23 protein-coding genes are annotated in these 23,102 nt (G+C 56.0%); 15 read left to right on the plus strand and 8 right to left on the minus strand.

Features of this window, described 5'->3' with window-relative positions:
* A complete protein-coding gene (locus K0I63_RS19080; protein ID WP_011867476.1) occupies window positions 1–1,431 on the minus strand; it encodes a sigma-54-dependent transcriptional regulator in 1,431 nt (476 codons plus the stop codon).
* Window positions 1,432–1,663: 232 nt separating this feature from the next.
* Between K0I63_RS19080 and K0I63_RS19085 the strand changes: the two genes are divergently transcribed.
* From K0I63_RS19085 to mutM, 8 genes are all read left to right on the plus strand, one after another.
* Window positions 1,664–2,476, plus strand: a complete 813-nt coding sequence (locus K0I63_RS19085) for an ABC transporter substrate-binding protein (RefSeq protein ID WP_220043680.1) — start codon at window positions 1,664–1,666, stop codon at window positions 2,474–2,476.
* Window positions 2,473–3,180, plus strand: a complete 708-nt coding sequence (locus tag K0I63_RS19090) for an ABC transporter permease (RefSeq protein ID WP_220043681.1) — start codon at window positions 2,473–2,475, stop codon at window positions 3,178–3,180. Before K0I63_RS19085 ends, K0I63_RS19090 begins: the two co-directional genes overlap by 4 nt.
* Entirely contained in the window at window positions 3,177–3,899 is a 723-nt protein-coding gene (locus K0I63_RS19095; RefSeq protein WP_258407019.1) for an ABC transporter ATP-binding protein, read from the plus strand. The genes K0I63_RS19090 and K0I63_RS19095 overlap by 4 nt, the downstream gene beginning before the upstream one ends.
* Complete coding sequence (mobA, locus tag K0I63_RS19100; protein WP_220082053.1) at window positions 3,883–4,473, plus strand: molybdenum cofactor guanylyltransferase MobA; 591 nt, start codon at window positions 3,883–3,885, stop codon at window positions 4,471–4,473. The genes K0I63_RS19095 and mobA overlap by 17 nt, the downstream gene beginning before the upstream one ends.
* A 14-nt stretch (window positions 4,474–4,487) precedes the next feature.
* Window positions 4,488–6,287 carry a bifunctional molybdopterin-guanine dinucleotide biosynthesis adaptor protein MobB/molybdopterin molybdotransferase MoeA gene (locus K0I63_RS19105; protein ID WP_220082054.1) on the plus strand — a complete coding sequence of 600 codons (1,800 nt, stop codon included), beginning with the start codon at window positions 4,488–4,490 and terminating at the stop codon, window positions 6,285–6,287.
* Window positions 6,288–6,346: 59 nt separating this feature from the next.
* Entirely contained in the window at window positions 6,347–7,333 is a 987-nt protein-coding gene (gene moaA, locus K0I63_RS19110) for a GTP 3',8-cyclase MoaA (RefSeq protein ID WP_220082055.1), read from the plus strand.
* 63 nt (window positions 7,334–7,396) lie between these two features.
* Window positions 7,397–7,849 carry a hypothetical protein gene (locus K0I63_RS19115; RefSeq protein WP_220082056.1) on the plus strand — a complete coding sequence of 151 codons (453 nt, stop codon included), beginning with the start codon at window positions 7,397–7,399 and terminating at the stop codon, window positions 7,847–7,849.
* A 23-nt stretch (window positions 7,850–7,872) separates the two neighbouring features.
* On the plus strand, window positions 7,873–8,688 hold the full coding sequence (mutM, locus tag K0I63_RS19120) for a bifunctional DNA-formamidopyrimidine glycosylase/DNA-(apurinic or apyrimidinic site) lyase (RefSeq protein ID WP_220082057.1): 816 nt from the start codon (window positions 7,873–7,875) through the stop codon (window positions 8,686–8,688).
* 109 nt (window positions 8,689–8,797) lie between these two features.
* On the opposite strand, the gene K0I63_RS19125 is transcribed toward mutM, so the two are convergent.
* Window positions 8,798–10,303 (minus strand): capsule assembly Wzi family protein, encoded by a 1,506-nt coding sequence (locus tag K0I63_RS19125; RefSeq protein WP_220082058.1) that lies wholly within the window; start codon window positions 10,301–10,303, stop codon window positions 8,798–8,800.
* Between the two features lie 10 nt (window positions 10,304–10,313).
* Window positions 10,314–10,790, minus strand: coding sequence for a pantetheine-phosphate adenylyltransferase (gene coaD, locus K0I63_RS19130; RefSeq protein ID WP_011867486.1), 477 nt, complete (start codon window positions 10,788–10,790; stop codon window positions 10,314–10,316).
* A 274-nt stretch (window positions 10,791–11,064) separates the two neighbouring features.
* Between coaD and K0I63_RS19135 the strand changes: the two genes are divergently transcribed.
* Both K0I63_RS19135 and rfaD read left to right on the plus strand, forming a co-directional pair.
* On the plus strand, window positions 11,065–12,090 hold the full coding sequence (locus K0I63_RS19135) for a glycosyltransferase family 9 protein (protein ID WP_220082059.1): 1,026 nt from the start codon (window positions 11,065–11,067) through the stop codon (window positions 12,088–12,090).
* A 45-nt stretch (window positions 12,091–12,135) separates the two neighbouring features.
* A complete protein-coding gene (gene rfaD / locus K0I63_RS19140; protein ID WP_220082060.1) occupies window positions 12,136–13,089 on the plus strand; it encodes an ADP-glyceromanno-heptose 6-epimerase in 954 nt (317 codons plus the stop codon).
* A 61-nt stretch (window positions 13,090–13,150) separates the two neighbouring features.
* Here the strand turns inward: rfaD and K0I63_RS19145 are convergent, their stop codons facing one another.
* Together K0I63_RS19145 and K0I63_RS19150 are read right to left on the minus strand one after the other, a co-directional pair.
* Window positions 13,151–13,543, minus strand: coding sequence for an FAD synthase family protein (locus tag K0I63_RS19145; protein ID WP_011867489.1), 393 nt, complete (start codon window positions 13,541–13,543; stop codon window positions 13,151–13,153).
* Window positions 13,540–14,610, minus strand: coding sequence for a CDP-glycerol glycerophosphotransferase family protein (locus tag K0I63_RS19150; RefSeq protein WP_220082061.1), 1,071 nt, complete (start codon window positions 14,608–14,610; stop codon window positions 13,540–13,542). Before K0I63_RS19150 ends, K0I63_RS19145 begins: the two co-directional genes overlap by 4 nt.
* Before the next feature lie 315 nt (window positions 14,611–14,925).
* Here K0I63_RS19150 and K0I63_RS19155 point away from each other — a divergent pair, with 315 nt between their 5' ends.
* From K0I63_RS19155 to K0I63_RS19165, 3 genes are all read left to right on the plus strand, one after another.
* Window positions 14,926–16,068 (plus strand): glycosyltransferase family 9 protein, encoded by a 1,143-nt coding sequence (locus tag K0I63_RS19155; protein ID WP_220082062.1) that lies wholly within the window; start codon window positions 14,926–14,928, stop codon window positions 16,066–16,068.
* Window positions 16,069–16,084: 16 nt separating this feature from the next.
* Window positions 16,085–16,939: a glycosyltransferase gene (locus K0I63_RS19160; RefSeq protein WP_220059408.1), complete on the plus strand. Its 855-nt coding sequence runs from the start codon at window positions 16,085–16,087 to the stop codon at window positions 16,937–16,939.
* Between the two features lie 263 nt (window positions 16,940–17,202).
* Window positions 17,203–17,994: a glycosyltransferase family 2 protein gene (locus K0I63_RS19165; RefSeq protein ID WP_220082063.1), complete on the plus strand. Its 792-nt coding sequence runs from the start codon at window positions 17,203–17,205 to the stop codon at window positions 17,992–17,994.
* Here the strand turns inward: K0I63_RS19165 and K0I63_RS19170 are convergent.
* From K0I63_RS19170 to K0I63_RS19180, 3 genes are all read right to left on the minus strand, one after another.
* Window positions 17,991–19,115, minus strand: coding sequence for a glycosyltransferase (locus K0I63_RS19170; RefSeq protein WP_258406907.1), 1,125 nt, complete (start codon window positions 19,113–19,115; stop codon window positions 17,991–17,993). The two genes, K0I63_RS19165 and K0I63_RS19170, sit on opposite strands and share 4 nt — an antisense overlap.
* On the minus strand, window positions 19,081–20,157 hold the full coding sequence (locus tag K0I63_RS19175; protein WP_220082064.1) for a glycosyltransferase: 1,077 nt from the start codon (window positions 20,155–20,157) through the stop codon (window positions 19,081–19,083). The genes K0I63_RS19170 and K0I63_RS19175 overlap by 35 nt, the downstream gene beginning before the upstream one ends.
* A 118-nt stretch (window positions 20,158–20,275) precedes the next feature.
* Window positions 20,276–21,355: a glycosyltransferase family 9 protein gene (locus K0I63_RS19180; protein ID WP_220082065.1), complete on the minus strand. Its 1,080-nt coding sequence runs from the start codon at window positions 21,353–21,355 to the stop codon at window positions 20,276–20,278.
* A 135-nt stretch (window positions 21,356–21,490) separates the two neighbouring features.
* Here K0I63_RS19180 and rfbC point away from each other — a divergent pair, with 135 nt between their 5' ends.
* Together rfbC and rfbB are read left to right on the plus strand one after the other, a co-directional pair.
* A complete protein-coding gene (gene rfbC / locus K0I63_RS19185; protein WP_220082066.1) occupies window positions 21,491–22,039 on the plus strand; it encodes a dTDP-4-dehydrorhamnose 3,5-epimerase in 549 nt (182 codons plus the stop codon).
* Window positions 22,032–23,102 carry a dTDP-glucose 4,6-dehydratase gene (gene rfbB, locus K0I63_RS19190; RefSeq protein ID WP_220082067.1) on the plus strand — a complete coding sequence of 357 codons (1,071 nt, stop codon included), beginning with the start codon at window positions 22,032–22,034 and terminating at the stop codon, window positions 23,100–23,102. The genes rfbC and rfbB overlap by 8 nt, the downstream gene beginning before the upstream one ends.

Raw genomic sequence — 23,102 nt, forward strand, 5'->3', positions numbered from 1 at the left:
TTATTCTTCCTCGAGATGATTGAGTTCGAACCACTCTTTATATTTACGATCCAGTGTCTTACGGGAAACCCCGAGATCGCGCGCGGCGGCAGACTTGTTGCCCTGATGCAGGTCGACCACTGAGGTCACATGGTGTTTCTCAACTTCCTTGAGCGACCAATCCAGCGGATAACCCAGCTCGCCAGTTGCCTCTGATTTAGGCTGCTGCTTCCAGTACTCGGCCGGCGGCTTACCCAACAGGATGCAACGCTCTATCATGTTACGCAGCTCGCGGATGTTGCCCGGCCACTCATGCTGTTGCAGCTTGAGCATATCCTCGTGGCTCCACACCACCTCTTTAACCCCGAGCTCGGCGGCCAATAGGCGGGTGAAGTGATGGGTCAACTCCACCACATCTTCGGGGCGCTCCCGCAGCGGTGGGATCACTATGTCTAATACGTTGAGTCGATAGAAGAGATCACGCCTGAAGTTGCCGGCCTCAACCTCATCCGCCAGCTTGCGGTTGGTGGCCGCCAGCACCCGGACATCGATATTGATCTCCTTCTCGCTGCCCACGGGGCGTATGGTACGCTGCTCCAGCACCCTAAGCAGGGCCGTCTGCATCTTGAGCGGCATCTCGCCTATCTCGTCGAGGAAGATGGTGCCGCCCGAGGCGAAGCTGAATAGGCCTTCACGGTTGCCCTTGGCGCCGGTGAAGGAACCGGCCGCATGGCCAAAGAGTTCACTCTCCAGCAGTTCGGGGGCGATGGCGCCACAGTTGACCGGTACAAAGGGCCCCTGACGACCGCTGAGCAGATGCAGCTGTCTGGCCACCAGCTCCTTACCCGTGCCCGATTCGCCTTCGATCAGAATTACCGCGTTGGTGGGCGCCACTCTCTCGATCACATGTTTCACCTCCATCATGGCATCGCTGCTGCCTATGATGGTGGAGGATTGGCCGATGGAGACCTCGCGGCGCAGCATGAGGTTTTCGCGCTTGAGCAGACGACGTTCGATGCAGCGGTCAACCGCCTTCATCATCTGCTCTAGGTGGAAGGGCTTCATAATAAAGTCGGAGGCGCCGGCGCGCAGCGCCTTGATGGCCACGTCCATATCGGCATAGCCCGTCATGAAGATGATGTCTGAGCGCCGCTCCTGATCGCTCAGGGCCTCGTCCCACTCGATGCCGGAACGACCCGGCAGGCGGATATCGACGATCAGCAGATCGAAGTGACAGCGGCTCCGAAGCTGCTCGGCATCTTCGACGCTACCTGCGGTTTCCACCAGGGCAAACTTCTTCGACAGCGCCTTCTTCAGGAAGCTGCGCATGCCCGGCTCATCGTCGACGATAAGCACAGATACGGCGGATGGTAGGGGCTTCATCTCTTTATTGGGCTGGCTCATATTGTCTTCTTTTGGACATTTTGACTCATATTGAACAGATTCTAGCATCAAACCTCGGCCAATTGGTCACCCTGAACCAGTAGAATCGCGCTCTGGGACAATATGTCTGGCGATAATTTGCCAAGCTTGCGATCTGCTTCACACTTTGTTGGCAACTTGTGAGCTTTTTTTGCAGATAATGGATTTGGCACTGTTTTTGCTGAAACAGAGTCGTTATTCACACAATAATCCGCGTGATCCCGGCAACATCACGCAAACCAGCAGATGCCAAGGAGCAAAAATGCTAAAGCTAAAATCAATCCTCAGCCTAGCGATCGTCGCCAGTGCCCTTACGCTAACCTCTGCCCAGGCAGAAGAGGTCATTAAACTGGCCACCACCACCAGTACAGAAAATTCTGGTCTACTCAAGCACCTACTGCCTAAGTTCGAGCAGGAGTCTGGCTATAAGGTTCAGGTTATCGCCACAGGTACGGGTAAGGCCCTCAAGCTGGCTCGCCAGGGCGACGTGGACGTGGTGATGACTCACGCCCCAGCTGCCGAAGCCAAATTCGTTAACGAAGGCTACGGCATACTGCCACGCGGCATCATGGAAAACGATTTTGTGATCTTGGGCCCGAAAAATGACCCAGCGAAGATCCGTAGCAGTAAGACAGCCGAAGAGGCCTTTGCTAAAATAGCCGACTCTGGCGCGGGCTTCGTCTCTCGCGGTGACAACTCTGGTACCAACATGAAAGAGTTGATCATCTGGAAAGGCGCCAAGGTTGAGCCAACATTTAACGGCTACCGCGCCGTGGGCCAAGGCATGGGTAAGACGCTGCTGATGGCAAACGAGCTACAGGCCTACACACTGTCTGATCGCGGTACTTTCGTTGCCTACAAGGCGAAGTTAGATCTAGCGGTTGATTATGATGGCGGTAAGACACTGGCTAACCCTTATCAAATCATGTTGATCAACCCTGAGAAATACCCAGATCTGAACCACAAAGGTGCTAAGGCGCTGAGTGACTGGCTGATCGGCAACGAAGCCCAAGGCATGATTAACAGCTACACCGTACAGGGTGAGCAACTATTTAAGGCAACATATAGCGAATGAGTGAAGGCTGGTTAGCCCTAATACAGCAGGCGTTGAGCCTGCTGTTTTCATTAGATCCCGATGTTTGGTCTATCGTCAGCGTCTCCTTTTCTGTCTCTTTTGCGGCGCTGGCGATCACCCTAATTCCCTCTATGGTACTGGGCTTCGTGCTGGCCTTCGCCCGTTTTCCCGGACGTTGGTTTGCCACAAACCTGGTACAGACGACCCAATCTATCCCCACAGTGGTGATCGGCCTCTTGGTCTATCTGATGCTTACCCGCATGGGTCCCCTGGGGGATCTTAAATGGCTATTTACCCAGAAAGGCATGATACTGGGACAGATGATGATCTGCGCCCCCGTGTTAATCGCCATGAGTCAGGCCGCCTTTACCAGCGTGGACAAGCGTGCCTGGGAAACCTCGCGCACCTTAGGCGCCTCCTGGCTGCGTTCCGTCTGGCTGGTGTGCCGCGAACTCAAGGTGCCGCTGTTGATGGCCATAGTCGCGGCCTTTAGCCGCATTCTCACCGAGGTGGGCTGTTCCATGATGGTGGGCGGCAATATTGCCGGCGTCACCCGTAATATCCCCACCGCCATCGCCCTGGAAACCAGTAAGGGCGACTTCGCCCAGGCTATCGCCCTGGGACTGGTGCTGCTTATCCTGGCCTTAGTGCTTAACTTCACTCTGGGCACCCTCAGAGGCAGAGCCGAACCTAGGAGCCTATAGCCATGGTCAAGATCATCGCCAACAACATAGAGATGCGTTTCGGCAGCCGCCTGCTGTACCGTTTAGATCGCCTCTGCCTGGCTCAGCACCAGACCATACACCTACAGGGCGACAACGGCAGCGGCAAGACTACACTGATGAAGATGTTGGCAGGCCTGCAGGCGCCTAGCCAGGGCGAGATCCACACGGAAGGTTTTAGCCCAACGCCATGGTGGCGCCGTAACCCCTTGCTGGGCAAGGCGGTCTATCTGCATCAACACCCTTATCTGTTTGATGGCAGCGTGGCCTATAACCTCAACTATGTGCAGCCCTTTTGCGACATGACAGAGCAGGAGATCGCCTCACGCACCCAGACGGCTATCGAGATGGCCCAGCTGGGTAGCCTGCTCAACCAGAGAGCCGCCAGCCTCTCTGGCGGCGAGCGCCAACGTCTGGCCATCGCCCGCGCCTGGATCATGCGTCCACGCCTGCTGATGCTGGACGAGCCTACCTCCAACATGGACAAGCTGTCCCAGCAGCTGGTGCTGACCATGGTCAGCCACCTGAAGCAACAAGGCACAGGCATGCTGATCAGCAGCCATCAGAGCTGTTCGCTCACAGGCCTGTGCGAGCAGACCTGGCAAATTCAGGCACAAGAAATTCAGGTAAGCCCGTCGCCCCTCGACGAGCGCCCCTTCACCCCATCACAGCAGGAGCTGAGATATGTCACCGCAAATTGATGCCGTGATCCTTGCCGGCGGCATGGCCAGACGCATGGGCGGCAACGATAAGGGACTGGTCGAACTCAACGATCAGCCGATGATAAAACACGCAATCGACAGGATAAAACCTCAGGTTAAGCAGATCCTGATCAACGCAAATCGCAACCAAGATCGCTATGCTGAGTTTGGTTATCCAGTATTGAGTGACGAAGACTCGGGTTATTTAGGGCCGCTGGCCGGCATGATCACGGCAATGGGACAGACCCAGGCCGACTACCTCCTGGTAGTCCCCTGCGACTGCCCGCTGCTGCCGACGGATCTGGTACAGCGTATGCTGACGGCGATCACCGCAGAAGACGCTGAGATGGCGGTAGCCAGCGACGGTAAGCGAGAGCAACCTGTGGTGTTACTGATGAAGCCTGCACTGCGGGGGTCGATGAAGGCCTTCTTGGATGCCGGCGAGCGTAAGATCGATTTCTGGTACGCCAAGCACCACTGCGTCGTGTGTGACTTCTCCGATCAGCCCAACGCCTTCGTGAACGTCAACACGCAAGAACAAAAACAACAACTTTCCGAGGCAATTGCCCACTAAAAATAGAGGTGTACATGAGCGTACCGTTTAACAATCCACTGCCGATCCCCGTCCTCGGATTTTGCGCCTACAGTGGCACAGGCAAGACGACCCTGCTGAAGAAGCTGATCCCCGAACTCAATCGTCGAGGCCTGCGGCTAGCCGTTGTCAAACATGCTCATCACAACTTCGATGTGGATATTCCCGGTAAGGACAGCTTTGAAATGCGCAAGGCCGGTGCCCGCCAGATGCTGGTCGCCTCCCATGTGCGCTGGGCGCTGATGACGGAAGATCCGGTTGAGGATGCGCCCGAGCTGCCCCACCTGCTGGCGCAAATTGAAGCCGACAAGGTGGATATCGTCCTGGTAGAGGGCTTCAAGAAGCTGGCCCTGCCTAAGGTCGAGCTACACCGAGCCGCCCACGGCAAGCCCTTTATCCATACCCATGACGAGCACATTCAGGCCATCGCCTGCTGTGATGACACTGAGCTACCCTCGGATCTCAGGCGCCTAGATATCAACGATGTGGGCCAGATAGCTGACTTCGTCATCGAATACGCCAACAATTGGCGCCCCTGCATGCCATCGCTCCCCCTCGCGCCCGAGTGCGGCTGCGAACTGGACACCAGCAAGACGCTGTCGGTGAGACAGGGGATAGACAAGATCCTCTCCTACGTCACGCCTGTGTCGACCAGCGAAGAGGTCGCCATCGACGACAGCACAGACAGGGTTTTGGCCGAGGATGCCATCTCGCCGGTAGACGTGCCCCAGCACACCAATTCGGCGATGGATGGCTTTGCGTTTGCCTACTCAGACCCCATGCTAGACAGCTACACCTTGGTGGGCGATGTGATGGCCGGTCATAGCTATCAGGGCACACTCAACCCGGGCGAGGCGGTGCGCATCATGACGGGCGCCCCCATGCCGGACGGAGCCGATACGGTGCAGATGAAGGAGATGGCTGAAGATCGCGGTGACAGCGTCAGCTTCCAAGGCAATATCAGCCTGGGGCAACACGTGCGTCAAGCCGGTGAAGACATCGCCAAGGACCACACCGCCCTGAGCGCCGGACACAGACTCAAGGCCGCCCATCAAGGCATGCTGGCCTCCTTGGGCTTTGGCAAGCTGCCCGTGTACCGCCGGCCCAAGGTCGCCGTCTTCTCCACCGGCGACGAGGTGTGTCAGCCTGGCGAGCCCTTAAAGCCTAACTGCATCTACGACTCCAACCGCTTCACCATCAAGTCCATGGTGAAACAGTTGGGCTGTGAGGTGATCGATCTCGGCATCCTGGAAGATAACGAATCAGCCCTGGTCGACGCCCTACAAGGCGCGGCGCAGCAGGCGGACGTGGTGATAAGCTCCGGTGGCGTCTCGGTAGGTGATGCCGACTTTATCAAGTTGGCACTCGCCAAGGTGGGACAGATCAACTTCTGGCGCATCAACATGCGTCCGGGTCGTCCGCTGGCCTTCGGTCAGATTGGCGATAGCCTCTTCTTCGGCCTGCCAGGTAACCCAGTTGCCGTGATGGTCTCCTTCATGCAGTTTGTGCAGCCTGCGCTGCGCAAGCTGGCGGGAGAACAGGAGTGGGCGCCGACCTTAGTGCCCGCCATCGCCGACTGCACCCTACGTAGCCGCACCGGCCGCACCGAGTTTACCCGCGGCGTCTATCATCTGGGCCCTGACGGTCGCCTGCATGTGACCAGCACAGGTGCTCAGGGTTCAGGCATGTTGAGCTCAATGGTGAAGGGTAACTGCCTTATTGTGATCGCCGAGAAAGACGAACAGCTCAACGTGGGTGATACCGTTTATATTCAACCCTTTGCCGATCTCTTATAGTCGACAATGGATTAGCTAGGCGGGTGAGACGAACTCCCCGCCGCCGTAGGTGATTCTGTATGAGTTTGATAGTCGATACCTTTGGCCGCACCGTGGAATATCTGCGTCTCTCGGTGACCGACAGATGCGATTTTCGCTGTGTCTACTGCATGAGTGAAGACCCCTGCTTCCTCGACAGAGAGCAGGTGCTCAGCCTGGAGGAACTGGCCTGGATAGGTCAGGCCTTTACCGAGCTTGGGGTCAAGAAGATCCGCCTTACTGGCGGCGAGCCCCTGGTGCGCACCGATTGCGACCAATTGGTCAAGCTGCTGGGGAGACTCCCCGGCCTCAAAGAGCTGTCCATGACCACCAATGGCTCACGCCTAAGCAAGTTTGCCGGCAAGATGCGTGAGGCGGGCCTGAGCCGGCTCAACATCAGCCTGGATACCCTGAAACCCGAGCTATTTACCCAGCTGACCCGCAACGGCAACCTGGAGCGGGTGATCCAGGGGATCGATGCCGCCAAAGCGGCAGGCTTTAACCGCATCAAGATCAACGCCGTGATCCTGCGCGGTCAGAATGACGACGAGGTATTGGATCTCATCGAGTTTTGCCGCGAGCGCGAACTGGATATCGCCTTCATCGAGGAGATGCCACTAGGTGTCATCGACGAGCGCAAGAAGAGCCGCCACTGTAGCAGCGAAGAGGTCAAGGCGATCATTGCCAAGCGCTATCCACTCAGCGTGTCTGACAAGCGTACCGGTGGCCCGGCCCGCTACTACACCATGCCCGGCAGCAAGATACACGTGGGCTTCATCTCGCCCCACAGCAACAACTTCTGCCACGAGTGCAACCGAGTAAGGGTCACAGTAGAAGGACGTTTACTCCTCTGCCTGGGTAACGAAAACTCGGTGGACCTTAAGGCGATCGTCAGGCAGTATCCCGGCGATATCGAGCGCCTTAAGCAGGCGATTCTCGAGGCGATCAAGCTCAAGCCCAAGGAACATCACTTCGGCCCAGAGGGCGACACCCAGATCCTACGTTTCATGAATGCCACCGGCGGCTGATGCCCTGGGCCATTTTCGATGATAGACTCTGACACATCTGATATTGAATGAGTCTGACTCGAGATGGCCCTGACCCGAAGAAAATGGAATAACATCATCATCTTCGCCTCCATCGCCATGGTGGCGATACTCACCTTTTTAGAACGTCACCGCCAGGCGATCCCGGAAGATGCTCAGCCCCTCTTCGATCAACAGGCGCCCCTGTTTCAGCTGCAATATGACGATCTCTGGCTCGCCCAGCAGGGCTTCGGATGGCAGTGTGACCCTCAGGTGCTCAACTGTCGCCAGTGGGCCGAGGCCTGGAGTGGTATCCTGGTCTCGCCAATCGCCAAACCCGCAGGTATAGCCACTCCCGCCCATGAGTTGGTGATCCAGATCCGCGACATAGAGACGCCACAGCTCTGGCTCATCTACCCCGAAGAGGGACTGCTCAGCTCACCGGCCGGTAACTGGTACCGGATCCCGCCGAGCCTGCGCCTGTCATTGCAGCCGATCCTCAGACTCGATAATCCTTAAACACGCGAAACGAAGAGACACCTATGCCCGAACTCCCAGAAGTCGAAGTGACCCGCCAAGGGATCTCCCCTCACCTGCTCGATCAGCAGGTCACAGGATTAACTGTGCGTAACGCCTCCCTGCGCTGGCCGGTCCCCGAGGTTGCCCAGCAGATAGTGGGGCAGACCATCAGAGGCATACGTCGCCGCGCCAAATACCTGTTGCTGGATACCGATGCCGGCACCACCATAGTTCACCTCGGTATGTCCGGCAGCCTGCGAATTCTCCCCAAGTCGACGCCGGTGGAGAAGCATGACCATATCGATCTGGAACTGGCCAGCGGCAAGGTGCTCAGGTTTAACGATCCCAGACGCTTCGGCGCCTGGCTCTGGTGCGAGCTCCCCGAAGCCGCCCACCCCTTGCTGGCTAAACTAGGCCCAGAGCCCCTGCAATCGGGCTTCAATGTCGACTATCTGGCCAAGGCCCTGGAAGGTAAGAAGAAGGCGGTCAAACTCTGCCTGATGGACAATCATATTGTGGTGGGCGTAGGGAATATCTATGCCAACGAGGCCCTGTTTGCCGCTGGCATACACCCGCAGGCCGAGGCGGGACGAATCGATAAGGAGCGCCTTACCGTGCTGGTTGCCGAGGTAAAACAGATCTTGGCTCAGGCGATCAAACAGGGCGGTACTACGCTCAAAGACTTCACTAATGCCGATGGCAAACCCGGTTATTTCGCCCAGAAACTGCATGTCTATGGCCGTGGCGGCGAGACCTGCACCCAGTGTGGCAACCTGCTGAGTGAGATCAAACTGGGCCAAAGGGCCACCGTCTTCTGCGGCCTGTGTCAGCCACGCTAATCCAAGCTCAGTAAATCCCTACCTCAAAAAGCAAAAAGGCTGACAAGATGTCAGCCTTTTTCTTTACTCGTTTTCAGCTAAAGCCTTAGCTAAACAACTACTCTAAACATTAGAAGCGATACTCATAGCTGCCGAACAGGGTCGCATTGGTATCCTTGTCGTCCGCCTCAAATTCTGACTGAGACACAGTGCCGCCCAGGCTCATCATCCCTTTCCAGATTGGCAGGCGATAGCTGAGCTCCAGCATCAACAGATCTTCCTTACGCGGCTTGGGTGCCCAACCATTATTGACCGTCTTTCCATCCTTGTTTAACTGAGCATAACGCAGCAGAGAGGTGAAGCCATGGCTATTGGCAAACTGACCGATAAGCCCCAACACATAGACGTTGGCATCGCTGTCATAGGTGCTGCCGAGCGAGCGGCCATAGTAGCGCGATCCACTCTTGTAGGTGCTGTGCTCATAGAAGCAGTTGAAAGCGTTCTGGTTCTCACCACAGGCCACCATGGTATCTGAATACTCGAAGAAGAGCTTATACTGCTGAGAGTCAAACTCGAAACGGGTATCGGCGCCAAACAGCTTGGCGCAGTCGGCCAGATCCCAGGGCATAGGGCCGCTCGAGTCTTCACAGGTACGCTCTAAGTAGAGGCCTACCGGGATATCGAACCAGGTATCGGCGTAACGAATATCGAAGCCCGCCATCTGGTTGCCTATCTTAGATTGCAACGCTGGGTCACAGCTCGCCTCACCGTTCACACAGGTGGTATTACCGGCGATGGCATCGAACAGGGTCGATAGGCCGCACTCCTCGCCCTCGCCACAGAACATTGTGGTCCAGGAGATGCCCATCTCTAACTGTCTGAAGGGGCGTATGGTGCCGCGGAAGTTCCACAGCAATGGATTGGCGACGGCGCGCTCCTCTTCCAGATAGCTGATGCCCGTTGTCAGTGTCCAGGGACCTATCCAGGAGAGCCAGGGCGTCTCGAACGCCGCCGCGTTGTTGCGGCTCAGCATCAGGCTAGGCAGCGGACGGGCATTGTTTGAGCGATGCAGGGCGGTATCGAATCCCGGTCCCCACCATTGATCCACGGCGCCGGCCGTCACCATCCAATTACCCAGGGCAACGGCAAAATAGGAGTCATCCAGGCGAATTTCTTTCTCGTCCATGGGATCATAATGGGCCGAGGCCGCGACTTTGAAGGCAAATCTGTCACCCAGATACTCGTGGGACGCCTGCACCTCTGCCTTCTCGCGATAGTCAGAACCGAAATGCTGGAATCGAGCTGGATCGCTGCCACCGGCCAGCTTGAGGCGGCTGTTACCACGATTCTCGACCGCATTGCGGTAGTAGAAGTTCACCCGGGCAAACGCGGTGGCGAGACCCGGCGAGAGCACCGAGGGTTCCACCTTACTCAGATCGCTCCCAATACCCGACCACATCAGGGGATAGGTATTGACGGGCACAGTGATCACACCGGCATCGGCGAGGGCCTGAATGTCGGCTCTGAGATAGATATCGGACACATCGACCCAGGGGGCCGCGTGGGCTAAGGAGGTGATCATCAGGCCTAAGGCCGCGACGCCTCCAACAACATAAGCGCGAATTTTTTCCATCATAACGGGCAAATTAATCCTTTTTTTGCAGCGCTTTGGCTACTTCTTCATGCACAAATTGACTGACATCACCACCATGTAATGCCACCTCTTTCACCAGCGTCGAAGAGATAAACGAGTTCTCTTCGGCCGGGGTTAAAAATACGCTCTCCAGATCGGCGCTCAGGCGCCTGTTCATATTGGCGAGCTGAAACTCATATTCGAAATCTGATACCGCACGCAGACCACGCACCAGGACACTGGCATTCTGCTCCTTGGCAAAGTCCACCAGCAGGCCGCTAAAGCCCACCACCTCAACATTGTCCAGATGCTCGGTCACTCTTTTGACCAACTTTACCCTCTCCTCCAGGCTGAATCTCGGCTGCTTAGAGGGGTTGGCGGCGATGCCTATCACCACCTGTTTGAACAACTTCGCCGCACGCTCGATAAGGTCCGTATGACCGTTTGTGACGGGGTCGAATGTTCCAGGATAAATCGCTTTCGTGTGCATGGCTCGCAGTCTTTAGTTAATGGCGGAATTGCGCCTAGTTTAACGAGTTTCCCCCCCGGATTGAACCACTGGCATCGAATTGTTTATTGTCGAAAAAACCCCTAAAAGTTACAATTTGCATCAATAGTGTAAAAATGCCGTGGGAGAATGCTCGGCAAGACACTCGCCGATGCTATGATAGATGAGATTAACCGTCGTTCTAAGCACGCTTGTTTTAAGCATTCGGCCTTAGGCGCTGTGCCTACTAACAGCCTCCCATCAGATAAGTTTTCATATGATTAAAAGCGTACTAGTCATTCGCAATGATAAAATTGGCGACTTCGTGCTCACCTGGCCCGCGCTCTATGAGCTTAAAATGGCGCTGCCCAACGCCAGCATTGAGGTCTTCGTCGATCCTTTACTGAAAGATTTCGCAAAGGCCTGCCCCTACATAGACCATGTGATAGTGGATGATGGCGACGACCAGGCAATCACCAAGGCATTTGCCGAGCGCCATTACGATGCGGTTATCGTGTCACGCTCGCAGATACGCACCTACCGACTGCTACGTAAGCTGGATATTCCCTACAAGCTGGCCCCTAAGCTCAACTGGTATCAGTATCTTTACCAGCACAGAACCAGCATAGAGGTGCCTAAAGGCCTGGGTGGCTGGCGTAAGAGCTGCATGATGGTCGAGCGCTTCCTGGCCGATCACAGGATTCCTGTCCCCACACTGCCGACACGCTACTGGGATCTCTCCCACGAGCGGCGCAAGTGGCAAGATCACTACGGCCAACAAGGCGAAGAGCGACTGATCTTCGCTCATCCCGGCACCGGCGGCTCGTCGGGCGGCATCTCCCCCAGCGACTTTGCCGGCCTGCTGGCGCAGGTAGACAAGCTGACCGCAATTGAGTGCAAGTTCGTGCTGACCTACAGCGGTCAGGAGATCGCTCTGGCCCAGCAGATCTATGACCTGCTCAGTGCCCAAGGGATCAAGGTGGTGATGGCCGAGCCACTCGCCAGCCTGGCCGACTTTGCCAAGTCTCTGGTCGCCGCCGACATGTTTATGGCAGGCTCTACCGGTCCTCTGCATATCGCCGGCTTACACAATGTGCCGACAGTCGGTTTCTACGCGGGCAGACGCTCTGCGCCTAAGGTGCGTTGGCAGACCCTAACCCAGAGCGAGAGGCGTCTGGCCTTCACTCCACCCGTCGGCAAGAAGACTGGCAGGAACATGGCGCTTATCGACTTCGATCTGGCTGCCAAGGAGATCGCGGCCTTTTTAGATACCCAATACGCGAGTCAGTCAGCTGTCAGCTAAGCTAGCTGGTGTGACTCTGTTTTTCTCACAAACGGGACAAGTATTATGATCATAGTAACGGGTGCTGCCGGCTTTATCGGTAGCAACTTAGTTAAAGCGCTCAATAATTTAGGGCGTAGTGACATTATCGCCGTAGACGACCTGACCGACGGCACCAAGATGTTTAACCTGGCCGACTGTGAAATTGCCGACTATCTGGATAAAGCCGACTTCATCGAGCAGATCGCCCAGGGACAGTTCGATGACAAGATCGAAGTGATCTTCCATCAGGGTGCCTGCTCGTCGACCACTGAGTGGGATGGCAAGTTCATGATGGCCAACAACTACGAGTATTCCAAGACACTGCTCCACTTCTGCGAGCGTAACGGCAGCCAGTTTATCTACGCCTCATCGGCTTCTGTCTATGGCGGCAGCGATAAGTTTATCGAGCAGCGGGAACTGGAGAAGCCACTCAACGTCTACGCCTACTCTAAGTTCCTGTTCGACCAATATGTCAGACAGCACAACTTCACCACTCAGGTGGCGGGCCTACGTTACTTCAACGTCTATGGGCCTAGGGAGCAACACAAGGGCGGCATGGCCAGCGTAGCCTTCCACTTCAACAACCAGATCAAGGCGAGCGGCATCTGTCGCCTGTTCCAAGGCCACGACGGCTTCGAAGATGGCAAGCAGCTAAGAGACTTCGTCTACGTGGAAGATGTGGTCAAGGTCAACCTCTGGCTTTGGCAAAACCCAGGGATCTCAGGAGTATACAACTGTGGTACGGGTCAGGCACAGAGCTTCAACGACGTGGCCAATGCGGTGATCGCCTATCATGGTAAGGGAGAAATTGAATATATTCCCTTCCCGGATAAGCTCAAGGGCGCCTATCAGAGCTATACCCAGGCCGACCTGACGCAGCTAAGAGCCGCCGGATATACCCAGGCATTTAAGACGGTCGAAGAGGGGGTTCCCGAATATCTGGACTGGCTGGCCGCGCAGCACTTTATCGGTCAGTAGTGAACGGTCTGTAAATTATCGATCAGCAAAAGAAAGCCCCGGGTGATACCTGGGGCTTTTTTTATCTTATCTCCCGCACGACCTCGATCAGCTGGGTCGTCGAGATGGCCGGTGTTCGCGGTAGATAGATCACCTGGCACAGAGGTTTGAGATGGTCGAACTTGCCTTGCCAGTCATCACCCATCACCAGGATATCGGCCTGATGCGCCTCGATATATTCCGCCTTTAACTCCAGCGATTCCTCCAAAAATACCTCGTCGACACAGGCGAGCGCCTTGACGATGCGCATTCTGTCGCGTTCGTTACAGATGGGGTAGCGCTGTTTCTTGGAGAAATTCAGCGCATCCGAGGAAACGCCCACCGTCAGGTGTTCCCCTAACTCTCTGGCGCGCTCGATAATGTTGAGGTGTCCGATATGAAACATATCGAAGGTCCCGAAAGTAATAATTCTCATGAAGCCTCTTCGGACAAAAGATAATCGACGATGCGCTGACTAGAGTGGCCATCAACCCGACCGGCCAACTCTAGAGTGTACTCTGCCCGCTTGGCAGCAAATGACTCGGGCTGGGCGATCTGTTGATCCACCACGGCTTTGAGCTCCTTGTACGACGCCGCGTGAGCGGCCACACCGGCATAACGGTAGAGATCTTCATCCATGCGATTCTTGAAACGGAAACTTAAGATGCCGCGATAACTCCAGCGCAGGTGGTAGAAATCACACCAGACCACGGGCTTATCCAAGGCCGCAAACTCAAACAGCGCCGACGAGGCGTCGCTGATCAAGAGATCGGCACTGGCCATGAAAGGCAAGAGGTTCGCCTGCTCAACAGGTGCCAGGTAGACGTTATCAAAAGTGCCCCAATGTTCCAGCAGTTGCTTCTGTTTCTTATAGCTGGGTTTGCTAAGCGAAAAATAGTGCGGCTTGAGTAAAATGTTGTATTCGCTAAAGGCGCTGGGCCAATCTTTGGCCATCTTCTCTATGCTGCTGGGATAGAAGGTCGGCGCGTAAAGCAGCGTCGGCTTGGCCGGATCTAAGCCTAATGCCGCCAGATCAAGCCCTGCCTCACTGCCCTGCACGATAGGATCCAGCTTGGCATAGCCGGTATCGATAAAGGTCTTATGGGGAAAGAGCTGCTGCAGGCGCTTGAGGCGATATTCTCCCTCGACGAAACGCACATCCATATCCGATTCGGACACAGTGTAATAGCAGGCCTTAGGGCCGATACCGTGCTGCATCAGGGCGGTCTTGCAGATCCCCTTGAGTTTAGCGGCCGCATCGAAGCTGTTGCCAAAGATCACCCAGCTGGGTTTCTCCTTCAGGTAGTAGGCGAGTGCCTCCTCCTGGGAGTCGACCCAATGGGCCTCCAGGCCATTCTGCGCCACCAGGGCATCGAGTGCCGCCTGCTGATCCTGACTGCGATAGATCACGAAGCGCACTACTTGTCCCCGAGCCTGCAACTCCTGCATGACGGGCAAATATTGCGGCAAATAGTATGGATGCAGAACATCAAAACAGATCACAATCAATCTTCTCGCTGGTTATCGAAACCTTTGACCCGGCGCGAGGGGCAGCAGATCGCCGCCAAACTCTCAACCTAGCCTCAGTCTATCAATGGGCATACTGGCGCAGATTGTAACACATTCCATTAATACTACAGCCAATTTGTCACCTCGCCAGGCGAAAGCCTGACCAGTGAGCCCGCCGCAATTGGCGCCGAGTCACAAATGAGCAAACTCATAGTCCCGGGTCACTGGCAAATAGCCATTGGCCAAGGTTTTCTCTGTCATCAAAGCCATGTATCCTTAAGCCACTTTTATTTTATCGGCTAGGGCACAATGTCTCTTATTCCAAGTGAACGATTAGCACAGGCAAGACGCCTCCTCTTTGTTTCCCCTTTGGCGCTGGGCGATTTTCTCTATATCAAGACCTTTCTGGCCGCACTCAAACAGCAGCATCCAGCACTCGAGGTGGATATTTGGCTCGACGATAACCGCAACAACCAAGACAGTTGGCGCCTCTCTCGCAGCAAGATCATGCAGCAGTGGATCGCCGCCGAGCCCGCCTTTAGCCGCAGCTATGGTTGCAGCGACAGCAAGGCGATGCAGGACAAACAGGTCGAGGCCGCCCAGGCCCTAGATTACGACCTGGTGATCACTCACTCAGGCAGCAAGAGCGAGCAATTTTCGGCGCTGGCCAGACGCATCAGTCCCAAGGGCTTTATCGTCACCAGCCTGGCCAAATCCAAATTTGGCGGACTGCTCGACCCCTGGTTTTTCCGTCACAGCGACAAGACCTTTAAGATGGATGTGGCGGCCCTCGGCGAGCAGCACCATATTACCGATCGTTACTATCAGCTGCTGCACCGAGTTGCCGGGCTGACACTGGACAAATCGGCCTTCATGCCGTCGCTGACCATCACGCCAGAGGTTACCGAGACGGGAAAGGCCTGGCTAAGCAAGACCTTTCCCGGTCAGTCTCAGGGTAGGCTCTATTTTCTCAACCACCTGTCGACCAATAAGAAGCGCGATTGGCACCAGTCTCAGCTGTTTGAATTGATCGCCCGTCTCACCGAGCAGGCACCAGACAGCCGCTTCATCGTCAACAGCACCCCGGAAAACTTTAGCGCCCTCGAGCAGGCCATCGCCGATGAGCCTAAGCTGGCGAACAGCCAGGTCGCAGTCTTTACCGTGCAAGACAACTTCTTCGAGCTGCCAGCGATGATCGCCGCCGCCGATATGGTGATCACGGTAGAAACTGCCATCATGCACTTCGCCACCGCCAGTCAGCGCCCACTTATCGCCATGATGCGGCAGAAGAAGCCCTACTGGGCGCCGCCAGAAACCGCCAGCTCCAAGGTGCTATACGCCTCTACCGGCAAGGGCTATGTCAGCGATATCGGCGTCGACGAGGTATTGGCCACGCTTGCCCAGATATCTGACGACGAGAAGCCAGCCGCCCATTCACAGTTAAGTTCATAACAGCCAAGGCCCCATTATGAAAAAAGCCATCTTCACCCTCGCCATTGGCGACAACCCCATGTACCGCGCGGCGCTAAAAAGCTTCGAGCGCTACGCCGAAAAGGTCGGTGCCGATCTCGTGGTATCGGATCGCCTGCACTACAAGATCCATATCGAGAACCCTAAATACTCGGCCAGCCCGGCCTGGCCCGAAAAGCTCTATACCGCCGAGCTATTGAAGCAATACGACAGGGTGCTCTATCTGGATGCGGACATCATGGTGACGCCATGGGCGCGAGATATTTTCGAAGAGTATCAAGATCTTGAAACTGTCTACATGTTCGACGAAGGTCCTTACACAGACCGCACCATTCCGGTCGGCGAGATCAATGCCGCCTTCGACGCCGTCGAGAACTGGCCGCAAACCGATGGCCACTACAGCTACTACAACTTCGGCATGTTCCTGATCTCGAAGGAGTGCCCCCTGTTTGAGCTCGCCACCCTGGAAGGGATGCAGCAGGTGTGTAACACGGTTAAGTTCTACGATCAGACCTATGTGAATTACGTCATTCAGAAGAACAAGATTAAGAACCAAGGCGTCGATGCCGCTTTCAATCGTATGGATCTGCTGGGCAACGAAGATTATCGCAAGGCCGACTTTATTCACTACGCCGGTCGCGGCTACCGCATTAAGTGTCCGAGCCGCGAGATCCGCTATGTGGACGACTACTGCCAGATGTATGGCGATACCCTGACACCAGCAGAGATCAAGCAGCTCAAGCTAGACGCCTGGAACCTCTATACCGCCAACCTAAAGCGTAAGAGTGGCGTGCCCCAGGGACTACTGAACTTTATCGGCAAGCCAACTCTGGGACGCAAATGGCTTAAATAAAAGTGGCTTAAATAAAAGCGGCTTAAATAACGGTTTATCTCAACAAGCAATTACTTAAGTTTTGGGGCTGCAACACTAACAATTGCAGCCCTTTTCATGCCACAGTCCACCAGCCTTTCGTTCACCTTTGCAACCGCAGATTTACCCCGCAGTTACAGCGACCCCCATGCATTAACACAAAACCAGCTAATCAATTGAAAAGATAAGACTTATCCCCTCTAACGAGTAAAATTCCGGCCAAGATTATCACTCGTTAAGGCGCCATGAAGACCTCTCTCATCATCACCACCTATAACTGGCCCCAAGCACTAAATACTGTGCTCGCCAGCGTCCAGAGGCAAAGCCAGCATCCAGACGAGGTGATCATCGCCGACGATGGCTCAGGCCCGGCAACACGCGAGCTTATCGACACACTTAAGGCCAGCTTTCCCGTCCCGCTGATCCACAGCTGGCATGAAGATAGGGGCTTTCGTCTGTCTGCCAGTCGCAATCGCGCCATAGGGCTGGCCTGCTTCGACTACATCATAATGATCGACGGCGATCTTGTGCTGCACCCAGACTTTATCGCCGACCACTTAGCCGTCGCCGAGCCCGATTGCCTGGTGACGGGCAAACGAGTGAAGCTGGGACCTACCTTAAGCCAACGAATATTAACGAGTAACGCGCGGCCGAGTCTCTTCTCGCGTGGCATCGCCAGGGGCAGAGAGCAAGCGCTTCGCAGCCGTTGGCTATGCGAGAAAAGCGGCTGGGGCACGCCGGACTCGATAGAGGGCATACACGGTTGTAACCTGGGATTCTGGCGGCGAGATGCCCTGGCCATCAACGGCTTTAATCAGGCGTTCGAGGGCTGGGGCCCTGAAGATAAGGAGTTTGCCCTGCGCATGTACCACAACGGTAAATGGCGCAAGCGGGTAAAGTTTTATGCCGTCGCCTTTCACCTGCATCACAAGGAGAGCTGCCGCCAGCAGCTGGCCTGCAACAATCTTTTGTTTCAGCACACGCTCACCCAGAGGTCAATTCGCTGCGCCCAGGGCATAAGTGAACTCGGCTCTTAAGGTGACTGGCAGAGGCTCAGATAGTCGGCGATTATCTTATCGATTGCCACCTGAGTGAGGATCTCACTGTCGGCAAGGCTTGGATAATGCTCCAAGGCCTTATCTAGCTTACGACTCAAGGCCTCACTATCCCGCCTCGGCACCAGATACTGGGCAAGCTCATTTGTCATGATCTCATCCGGCCCATGGGGACAGAGGGTGCTGACCACGGGCGTACCACAACTCAAGGACTCGATTAGCACGGTGGGCAAGCCTTCATAATCTGAACTCAGCACTAAGAGGCGCGCCGCCTTGATCCAGGGAAAGGGGTTGCCCTGAAACCCAGGGCAGATGATGCGATCGGCCACGCCATGCTTCTTGGCCAGCTTCATCGCCTTCTTGGGGTTGTTACAGAGCAGCACCAGTGGCAAGGGCTTATGCATCTTGGCAAGCGCCTGGAACAGTATGTCATGACGTTTCTGGCGGGCGACGCGACCCACGTGGATAAGGAATTCCCCCTTGGGGATATCCGGGTTCGCCTCAGCGGCCTTTGCCCTTATCGCCTCGACATCGAAGGGGTTGTAGATGGTGCGCATGCTGCGAGGCACGACTCGACCACTTTGGTTGATCTCGCGTGCTATCCCCTTGGACACTGTGATCAACGCCTGGCCGTTTAGTGCCCGCTTGGCTCTGAGCATGTTGAGATAAGCGATAGGTCCGAGCTTACGCTCGCGCTTCAACTCCTCTTCAATAGAGTTATGCACCACGATGTAGAGCGGCGACACGCTGGCGCGGGTCAGCAACAGGTTACTCTTGTCCAGATTAGACAGAATCAGATCGAACTTGCCATGGGTCTGCTCGAGTCCGCCGATCCACTGTTTCACCCTGGCCGCCGAGCGGCCTAGTCGCCACCAGGCGATGATATGACGGTCGCGCTCATCGAAACAGACATGCAGGGGAATATCTGCTGGCACGGTATAGTCATAATGTGGGGAAAGTACCAGCAGGTGCGGCTCATGACCGAGACGTTTCAACTCAGCCGCCAGGGTCAGAACAATCTTCTCTGCCCCGCCACCGGCGAGGCTGTCTATGGCCAAGCCGATACGTTTAGCGCTCACCGACGAGCCCCAAGAGTCGTTCAATCTCCGCCATGCAGATATCCAGCCCCTTAGCCTCGGCCTCTCTATCCATATTGGCAACTAGCTGCTGGGCGGTCTGGTGGTCCAGCAGGCGCTGCACCTGAGCACACATGGCATCGAGTTCGAGATCACAGCTCAGCGCCAGGCCTCGCTGCACGCAGCGCTGGATCCGCTTGGGCTGATCCTTAGAGACGGCCACCGCCAACGTCGGCACCTTGAGGGCGATCGCCTGCAGCAGGGTATCGCCGCCGCTCAGCACGGCGCCTGCGGCGCCATCGAGTAGATTGATAAACTCAAGGCTAGAGAGTCGCTCTATGGCCACCACGCCCTCTAACTGAGGTAGATCTTTGGGGTAATTAGGGCCAAATACCATGACGCTGGGGATCCCCGTCTCTCGATAACAGGCCTGTGCCACCTGGGCGAAACGCTCGGCCGCCAGGGTCGAGCCGACATAATGTCCACCGGAGCCGGCGCTATAGAGAAGGTAACCCTTTGGCTCTAGGCCATATTCTTGCTGCAAGGCGTGCTGCAAGGCGCTATCTGGCCGCGCGAAGATAGAACCGGTAAAGATCGGCTCGGGGCGGTTAATCAGGTTTAACTTAAAGCGATCAAAACGGCTGATATCGCCAATCACAAACTCGGGCTGCACCACCCAATGGCTGTCGGTGACCAAGGCACGCTCGAGCTTCATGCCGCGGGCACGCTTGCGTTTGTGTTGGCTGATGAAAACCACCTTGGCGCCGCTACGGTTGGCATGTTTAAGCTGTGCCTTGCGGCCGGCGGCATCGAAGATCACTAGGTCAGGCTTGAGCTTTGAGACCAGCTGATTGACCTCTTTCACTCGCTTGGTGGGCGTGTCGTTAACCAGATGGGTCGGATAGGGGCAATGTTTGGCATAGGGCGCGCGGCTATTGAGCACGAATTCAACCTGCGCCTGCGGCCAACGCAGCATGATCTCGTCGGCCACTATGGTGGAACGCATATATTCACCTATCCCCTCTTCACAGGAGACAGGTACAAACAGAAATTTTGGCGCCACTGACATCGACGATATCCCTAAAAATGAATGGGAAAACCCCATCTTCCCTCATTGCATGACTCAGCCGACGGTGGCCAGATGAGCCAATCAAACCTGAAGTCTACCATTAATCGCCAACCCCTGGCTAATGGCCGGCGTGTGACTGCGGCTGGCTAACTTGGTCTCCTACACTTGCTTGCGCCAGGCGATCAAACTCAGCCAGCACGGGCGCTACCTGAATCATCTCCATCAGGTGCTCTCCCTTGGCACGGGTTCCCCAGGACACCTCGCCCGAGTGTTGCTGGGCGATCACCTGCTCATAGACGCTAATCACGCTATCTAAACAGGTATAGGGGCCGGTGCGCCCAGGATTAGAGTGGGCGTAGAGGCCGATCACTGGCGTACCCTGAGTCACCGCCATATGGGCCGGGCCGGTATCTGGCGCCAGGACGATACTCGCCTGTTTCAGAAGCGCCAGAAGCTGGGTCAGCGAGGTCTTACCCACCAAATTCTCGATGCGGGGATCGCCATGTGAAAGGATCGCCTCGGCCAGCTCACGCTCCATAGGAACCGGGCCGCCACACAGCAGCACCCGATAGCCCTTCTCAAGCGCATGGTCCGCTACCTGGGCATAACGCTCGGGCAGCCAGTTGCGCTCGGCCTTACTGGCGGCGGCGCAGATCACTAAGGTCTTATCCCCATCTGGGATCAGCTGGCGGGCAAACTCGGTATCCGCGGCGGGCACTGGAATTTCCCACTTAGGCTTAAGATCCTTGACGCCCACAGCCTTGGCAAAGCCCATAAACCCCTCGAGCACATGGGGCGTCGCCAAGGGCTCCACCCGGCGATTAGTCACCAGCCACTGCCCTTCCTTGGCACGGGCGCGATCGAAGCCCAGACGCACCTTTGCCGAGATAGCCAAGGAGGCGATGGTTGCCCTCAGTGCCACTTGCATATGCAGCAGCAGATCGAAACGACGTCCCTTGAGGGCGCGGCGCAGATTGAAATAACTGCGCCAACCCTGGGATTTGTCGAAGATCACAAACTCGACGCCGGGCAGATGCTTAAGCAGCTGATACTCCACCTTGCCAATCACCCAGGTGATCTTAAGATCTGGATACTGGCGCTGAATCGCCTGCACCATGGCCACCGCATGACACACGTCACCGATGGCAGATAAACGTAAGAGACACAAAGAGTGGGCAGTCTGCAAATTCAAGCTCATATAGGGGCCGCTGAGAAATAGTAAGGGAGTAAGGATCCGCAACGAGTTTAATGTAGAATGTCACCAGGTTCCATGATTAGGCCGCCATAGGAACGAAAATGAACGAAATTCCCTGTTTACCGGCCGGGTGACACGATGAAGATCCTCAATACTTCCATTCCAGACGTTAAGCTGCTCGAGCCTCAGGTGTTCGGCGATGAGCGCGGCTGTTTTTTCGAGACATTTCGTCAGCAGTGGTTTAAGGAGCACCTGGTGGATCTCGACTTCGTGCAAGAAAATCAGAGCCATTCGCAGCAGGGCACGCTGCGTGGGCTGCACTATCAGCTCAGACAGCCTCAAGGCAAGCTGATCCGCGTGGTCAGCGGTGAGATCTTCGATGTGTGTGTCGATCTGCGCCGCAATAGCCCGAGTTTCGGTCAATGGACTGGGCACCACCTGTCGGCAGGCAACAAGCACCAGCTCTGGGTGCCACCCGGGTTCGCCCACGGCTTCTACGTCATCTCATCCGAGGCCCACTGCCTCTATAAGTGCACCGACTATTATGCGCCGAATGATGAACACAGCATCCGCTGGGACGACGACACCTTAGCCATCGATTGGCCGCTGCTCAGCACACAATCGCCAATCCTGTCGCACAAGGACAAGGGCGCAGGTACCTTTGCCGAGGCCGATTACTATGAATAGTGAACAGCATCACCCGTTAGCCGGGCGCAATATCTTGATCACAGGCGGCGCTGGCTTTATCGGCTCGGCCTTGATTCGCCACCTCATCGCGCTGGGCGGTTGCCACGTAGTGAACTATGACAAGCTTACCTATGCCGGCAATCTGGCATCGCTCGAATCCGTAGCGCAAGAACCCAACTACCATTTCATCCAGGCCGATATCAATGATGGCGATACCCTGGGCAGAGCCCTAAGGCAATACCAGATAGATCTGGTGATCCACCTCGCGGCGGAGACCCATGTGGACCGCTCTATCGCGGGGCCGAGAGCCTTTATCGACACCAATATTGTCGGCACCTTCGAGCTGCTGCAGCAATGCCTAGACTATTATCGCAAGCTGCCGACGGAGATGGCGGCACGATTTCGCCTGCACCATGTCTCAACCGACGAAGTATTTGGCGACTTAGGCTCAGACCAGGCGGGATACTTTAGCGAGCAGTCTCCCTACGCCCCCAGCTCACCTTATTCCGCCAGCAAGGCCGCGGCGGATCATCTGGTTAGGGCCTGGCATCGCACCTACGGCCTACCGGTAGTGCTGTCGAACTGCTCCAACAACTATGGCCCCTATCAATATCCGGAGAAGCTGATCCCCGTGACCCTACTTAACGCCCTGCAGGGAAAATCGATTCCCGTCTATGGCGATGGCAAGCAGATCCGCGACTGGCTCTATGTGGACGACCACGCCCATGCCCTGTGCCAGGTGGCCGCTCGGGGCGAGCCAGGCGAGAGCTACAACATAGGCGGCATGAATGAGATGACGAATCTCGAAGTCGTCAGCCTCATCTGCGATCTGTTAAATCAAAAGGTCACCGAGAAGCCCAGCGGCATCAACGATTTCAGGCAACTCATCGGCTTCGTCAAAGACAGGCCGGGGCACGACACCCGCTACGCCATTGACGCCAGCAAGCTGAGCCGCACCTTAGGCTGGCAGCCTAGCGAAAGCTTCGCCAGAGGCTTGGAGAAGACGGTGGACTGGTATCTGACACACCTGGATTGGTGCCATCAGGTGGCGAGCCAATCATGA

The organism is Shewanella rhizosphaerae, assembly GCF_019457655.1.
Lineage (GTDB): Bacteria > Pseudomonadota > Gammaproteobacteria > Enterobacterales > Shewanellaceae > Shewanella > Shewanella loihica.

Excerpts from the sequence above, each read along its gene's own strand:
- K0I63_RS19080 (WP_011867476.1), bottom strand. The coding sequence starts at position 1,431 with ATGCTAGAATCTGTTCAATATGAGTCAAAATGTCCAAAAGAAGACAAT.
- K0I63_RS19085 (WP_220043680.1), top strand. The coding sequence starts at position 1,664 with ATGCTAAAGCTAAAATCAATCCTCAGCCTAGCGATCGTCGCCAGTGCC.
- K0I63_RS19090 (WP_220043681.1), top strand. The coding sequence starts at position 2,473 with ATGAGTGAAGGCTGGTTAGCCCTAATACAGCAGGCGTTGAGCCTGCTG.
- mobA (WP_220082053.1), top strand. The coding sequence starts at position 3,883 with ATGTCACCGCAAATTGATGCCGTGATCCTTGCCGGCGGCATGGCCAGA.
- K0I63_RS19105 (WP_220082054.1), top strand. The coding sequence starts at position 4,488 with ATGAGCGTACCGTTTAACAATCCACTGCCGATCCCCGTCCTCGGATTT.
- moaA (WP_220082055.1), top strand. The coding sequence starts at position 6,347 with ATGAGTTTGATAGTCGATACCTTTGGCCGCACCGTGGAATATCTGCGT.
- K0I63_RS19115 (WP_220082056.1), top strand. The coding sequence starts at position 7,397 with ATGGCCCTGACCCGAAGAAAATGGAATAACATCATCATCTTCGCCTCC.
- mutM (WP_220082057.1), top strand. The coding sequence starts at position 7,873 with ATGCCCGAACTCCCAGAAGTCGAAGTGACCCGCCAAGGGATCTCCCCT.
- K0I63_RS19125 (WP_220082058.1), bottom strand. The coding sequence starts at position 10,303 with ATGATGGAAAAAATTCGCGCTTATGTTGTTGGAGGCGTCGCGGCCTTA.
- coaD (WP_011867486.1), bottom strand. The coding sequence starts at position 10,790 with ATGCACACGAAAGCGATTTATCCTGGAACATTCGACCCCGTCACAAAC.
- K0I63_RS19135 (WP_220082059.1), top strand. The coding sequence starts at position 11,065 with ATGATTAAAAGCGTACTAGTCATTCGCAATGATAAAATTGGCGACTTC.
- rfaD (WP_220082060.1), top strand. The coding sequence starts at position 12,136 with ATGATCATAGTAACGGGTGCTGCCGGCTTTATCGGTAGCAACTTAGTT.
- K0I63_RS19145 (WP_011867489.1), bottom strand. The coding sequence starts at position 13,543 with ATGAGAATTATTACTTTCGGGACCTTCGATATGTTTCATATCGGACAC.
- K0I63_RS19155 (WP_220082062.1), top strand. The coding sequence starts at position 14,926 with ATGTCTCTTATTCCAAGTGAACGATTAGCACAGGCAAGACGCCTCCTC.
- K0I63_RS19160 (WP_220059408.1), top strand. The coding sequence starts at position 16,085 with ATGAAAAAAGCCATCTTCACCCTCGCCATTGGCGACAACCCCATGTAC.
- K0I63_RS19165 (WP_220082063.1), top strand. The coding sequence starts at position 17,203 with ATGAAGACCTCTCTCATCATCACCACCTATAACTGGCCCCAAGCACTA.
- K0I63_RS19175 (WP_220082064.1), bottom strand. The coding sequence starts at position 20,157 with ATGTCAGTGGCGCCAAAATTTCTGTTTGTACCTGTCTCCTGTGAAGAG.
- K0I63_RS19180 (WP_220082065.1), bottom strand. The coding sequence starts at position 21,355 with ATGAGCTTGAATTTGCAGACTGCCCACTCTTTGTGTCTCTTACGTTTA.
- rfbC (WP_220082066.1), top strand. The coding sequence starts at position 21,491 with ATGAAGATCCTCAATACTTCCATTCCAGACGTTAAGCTGCTCGAGCCT.
- rfbB (WP_220082067.1), top strand. The coding sequence starts at position 22,032 with ATGAATAGTGAACAGCATCACCCGTTAGCCGGGCGCAATATCTTGATC.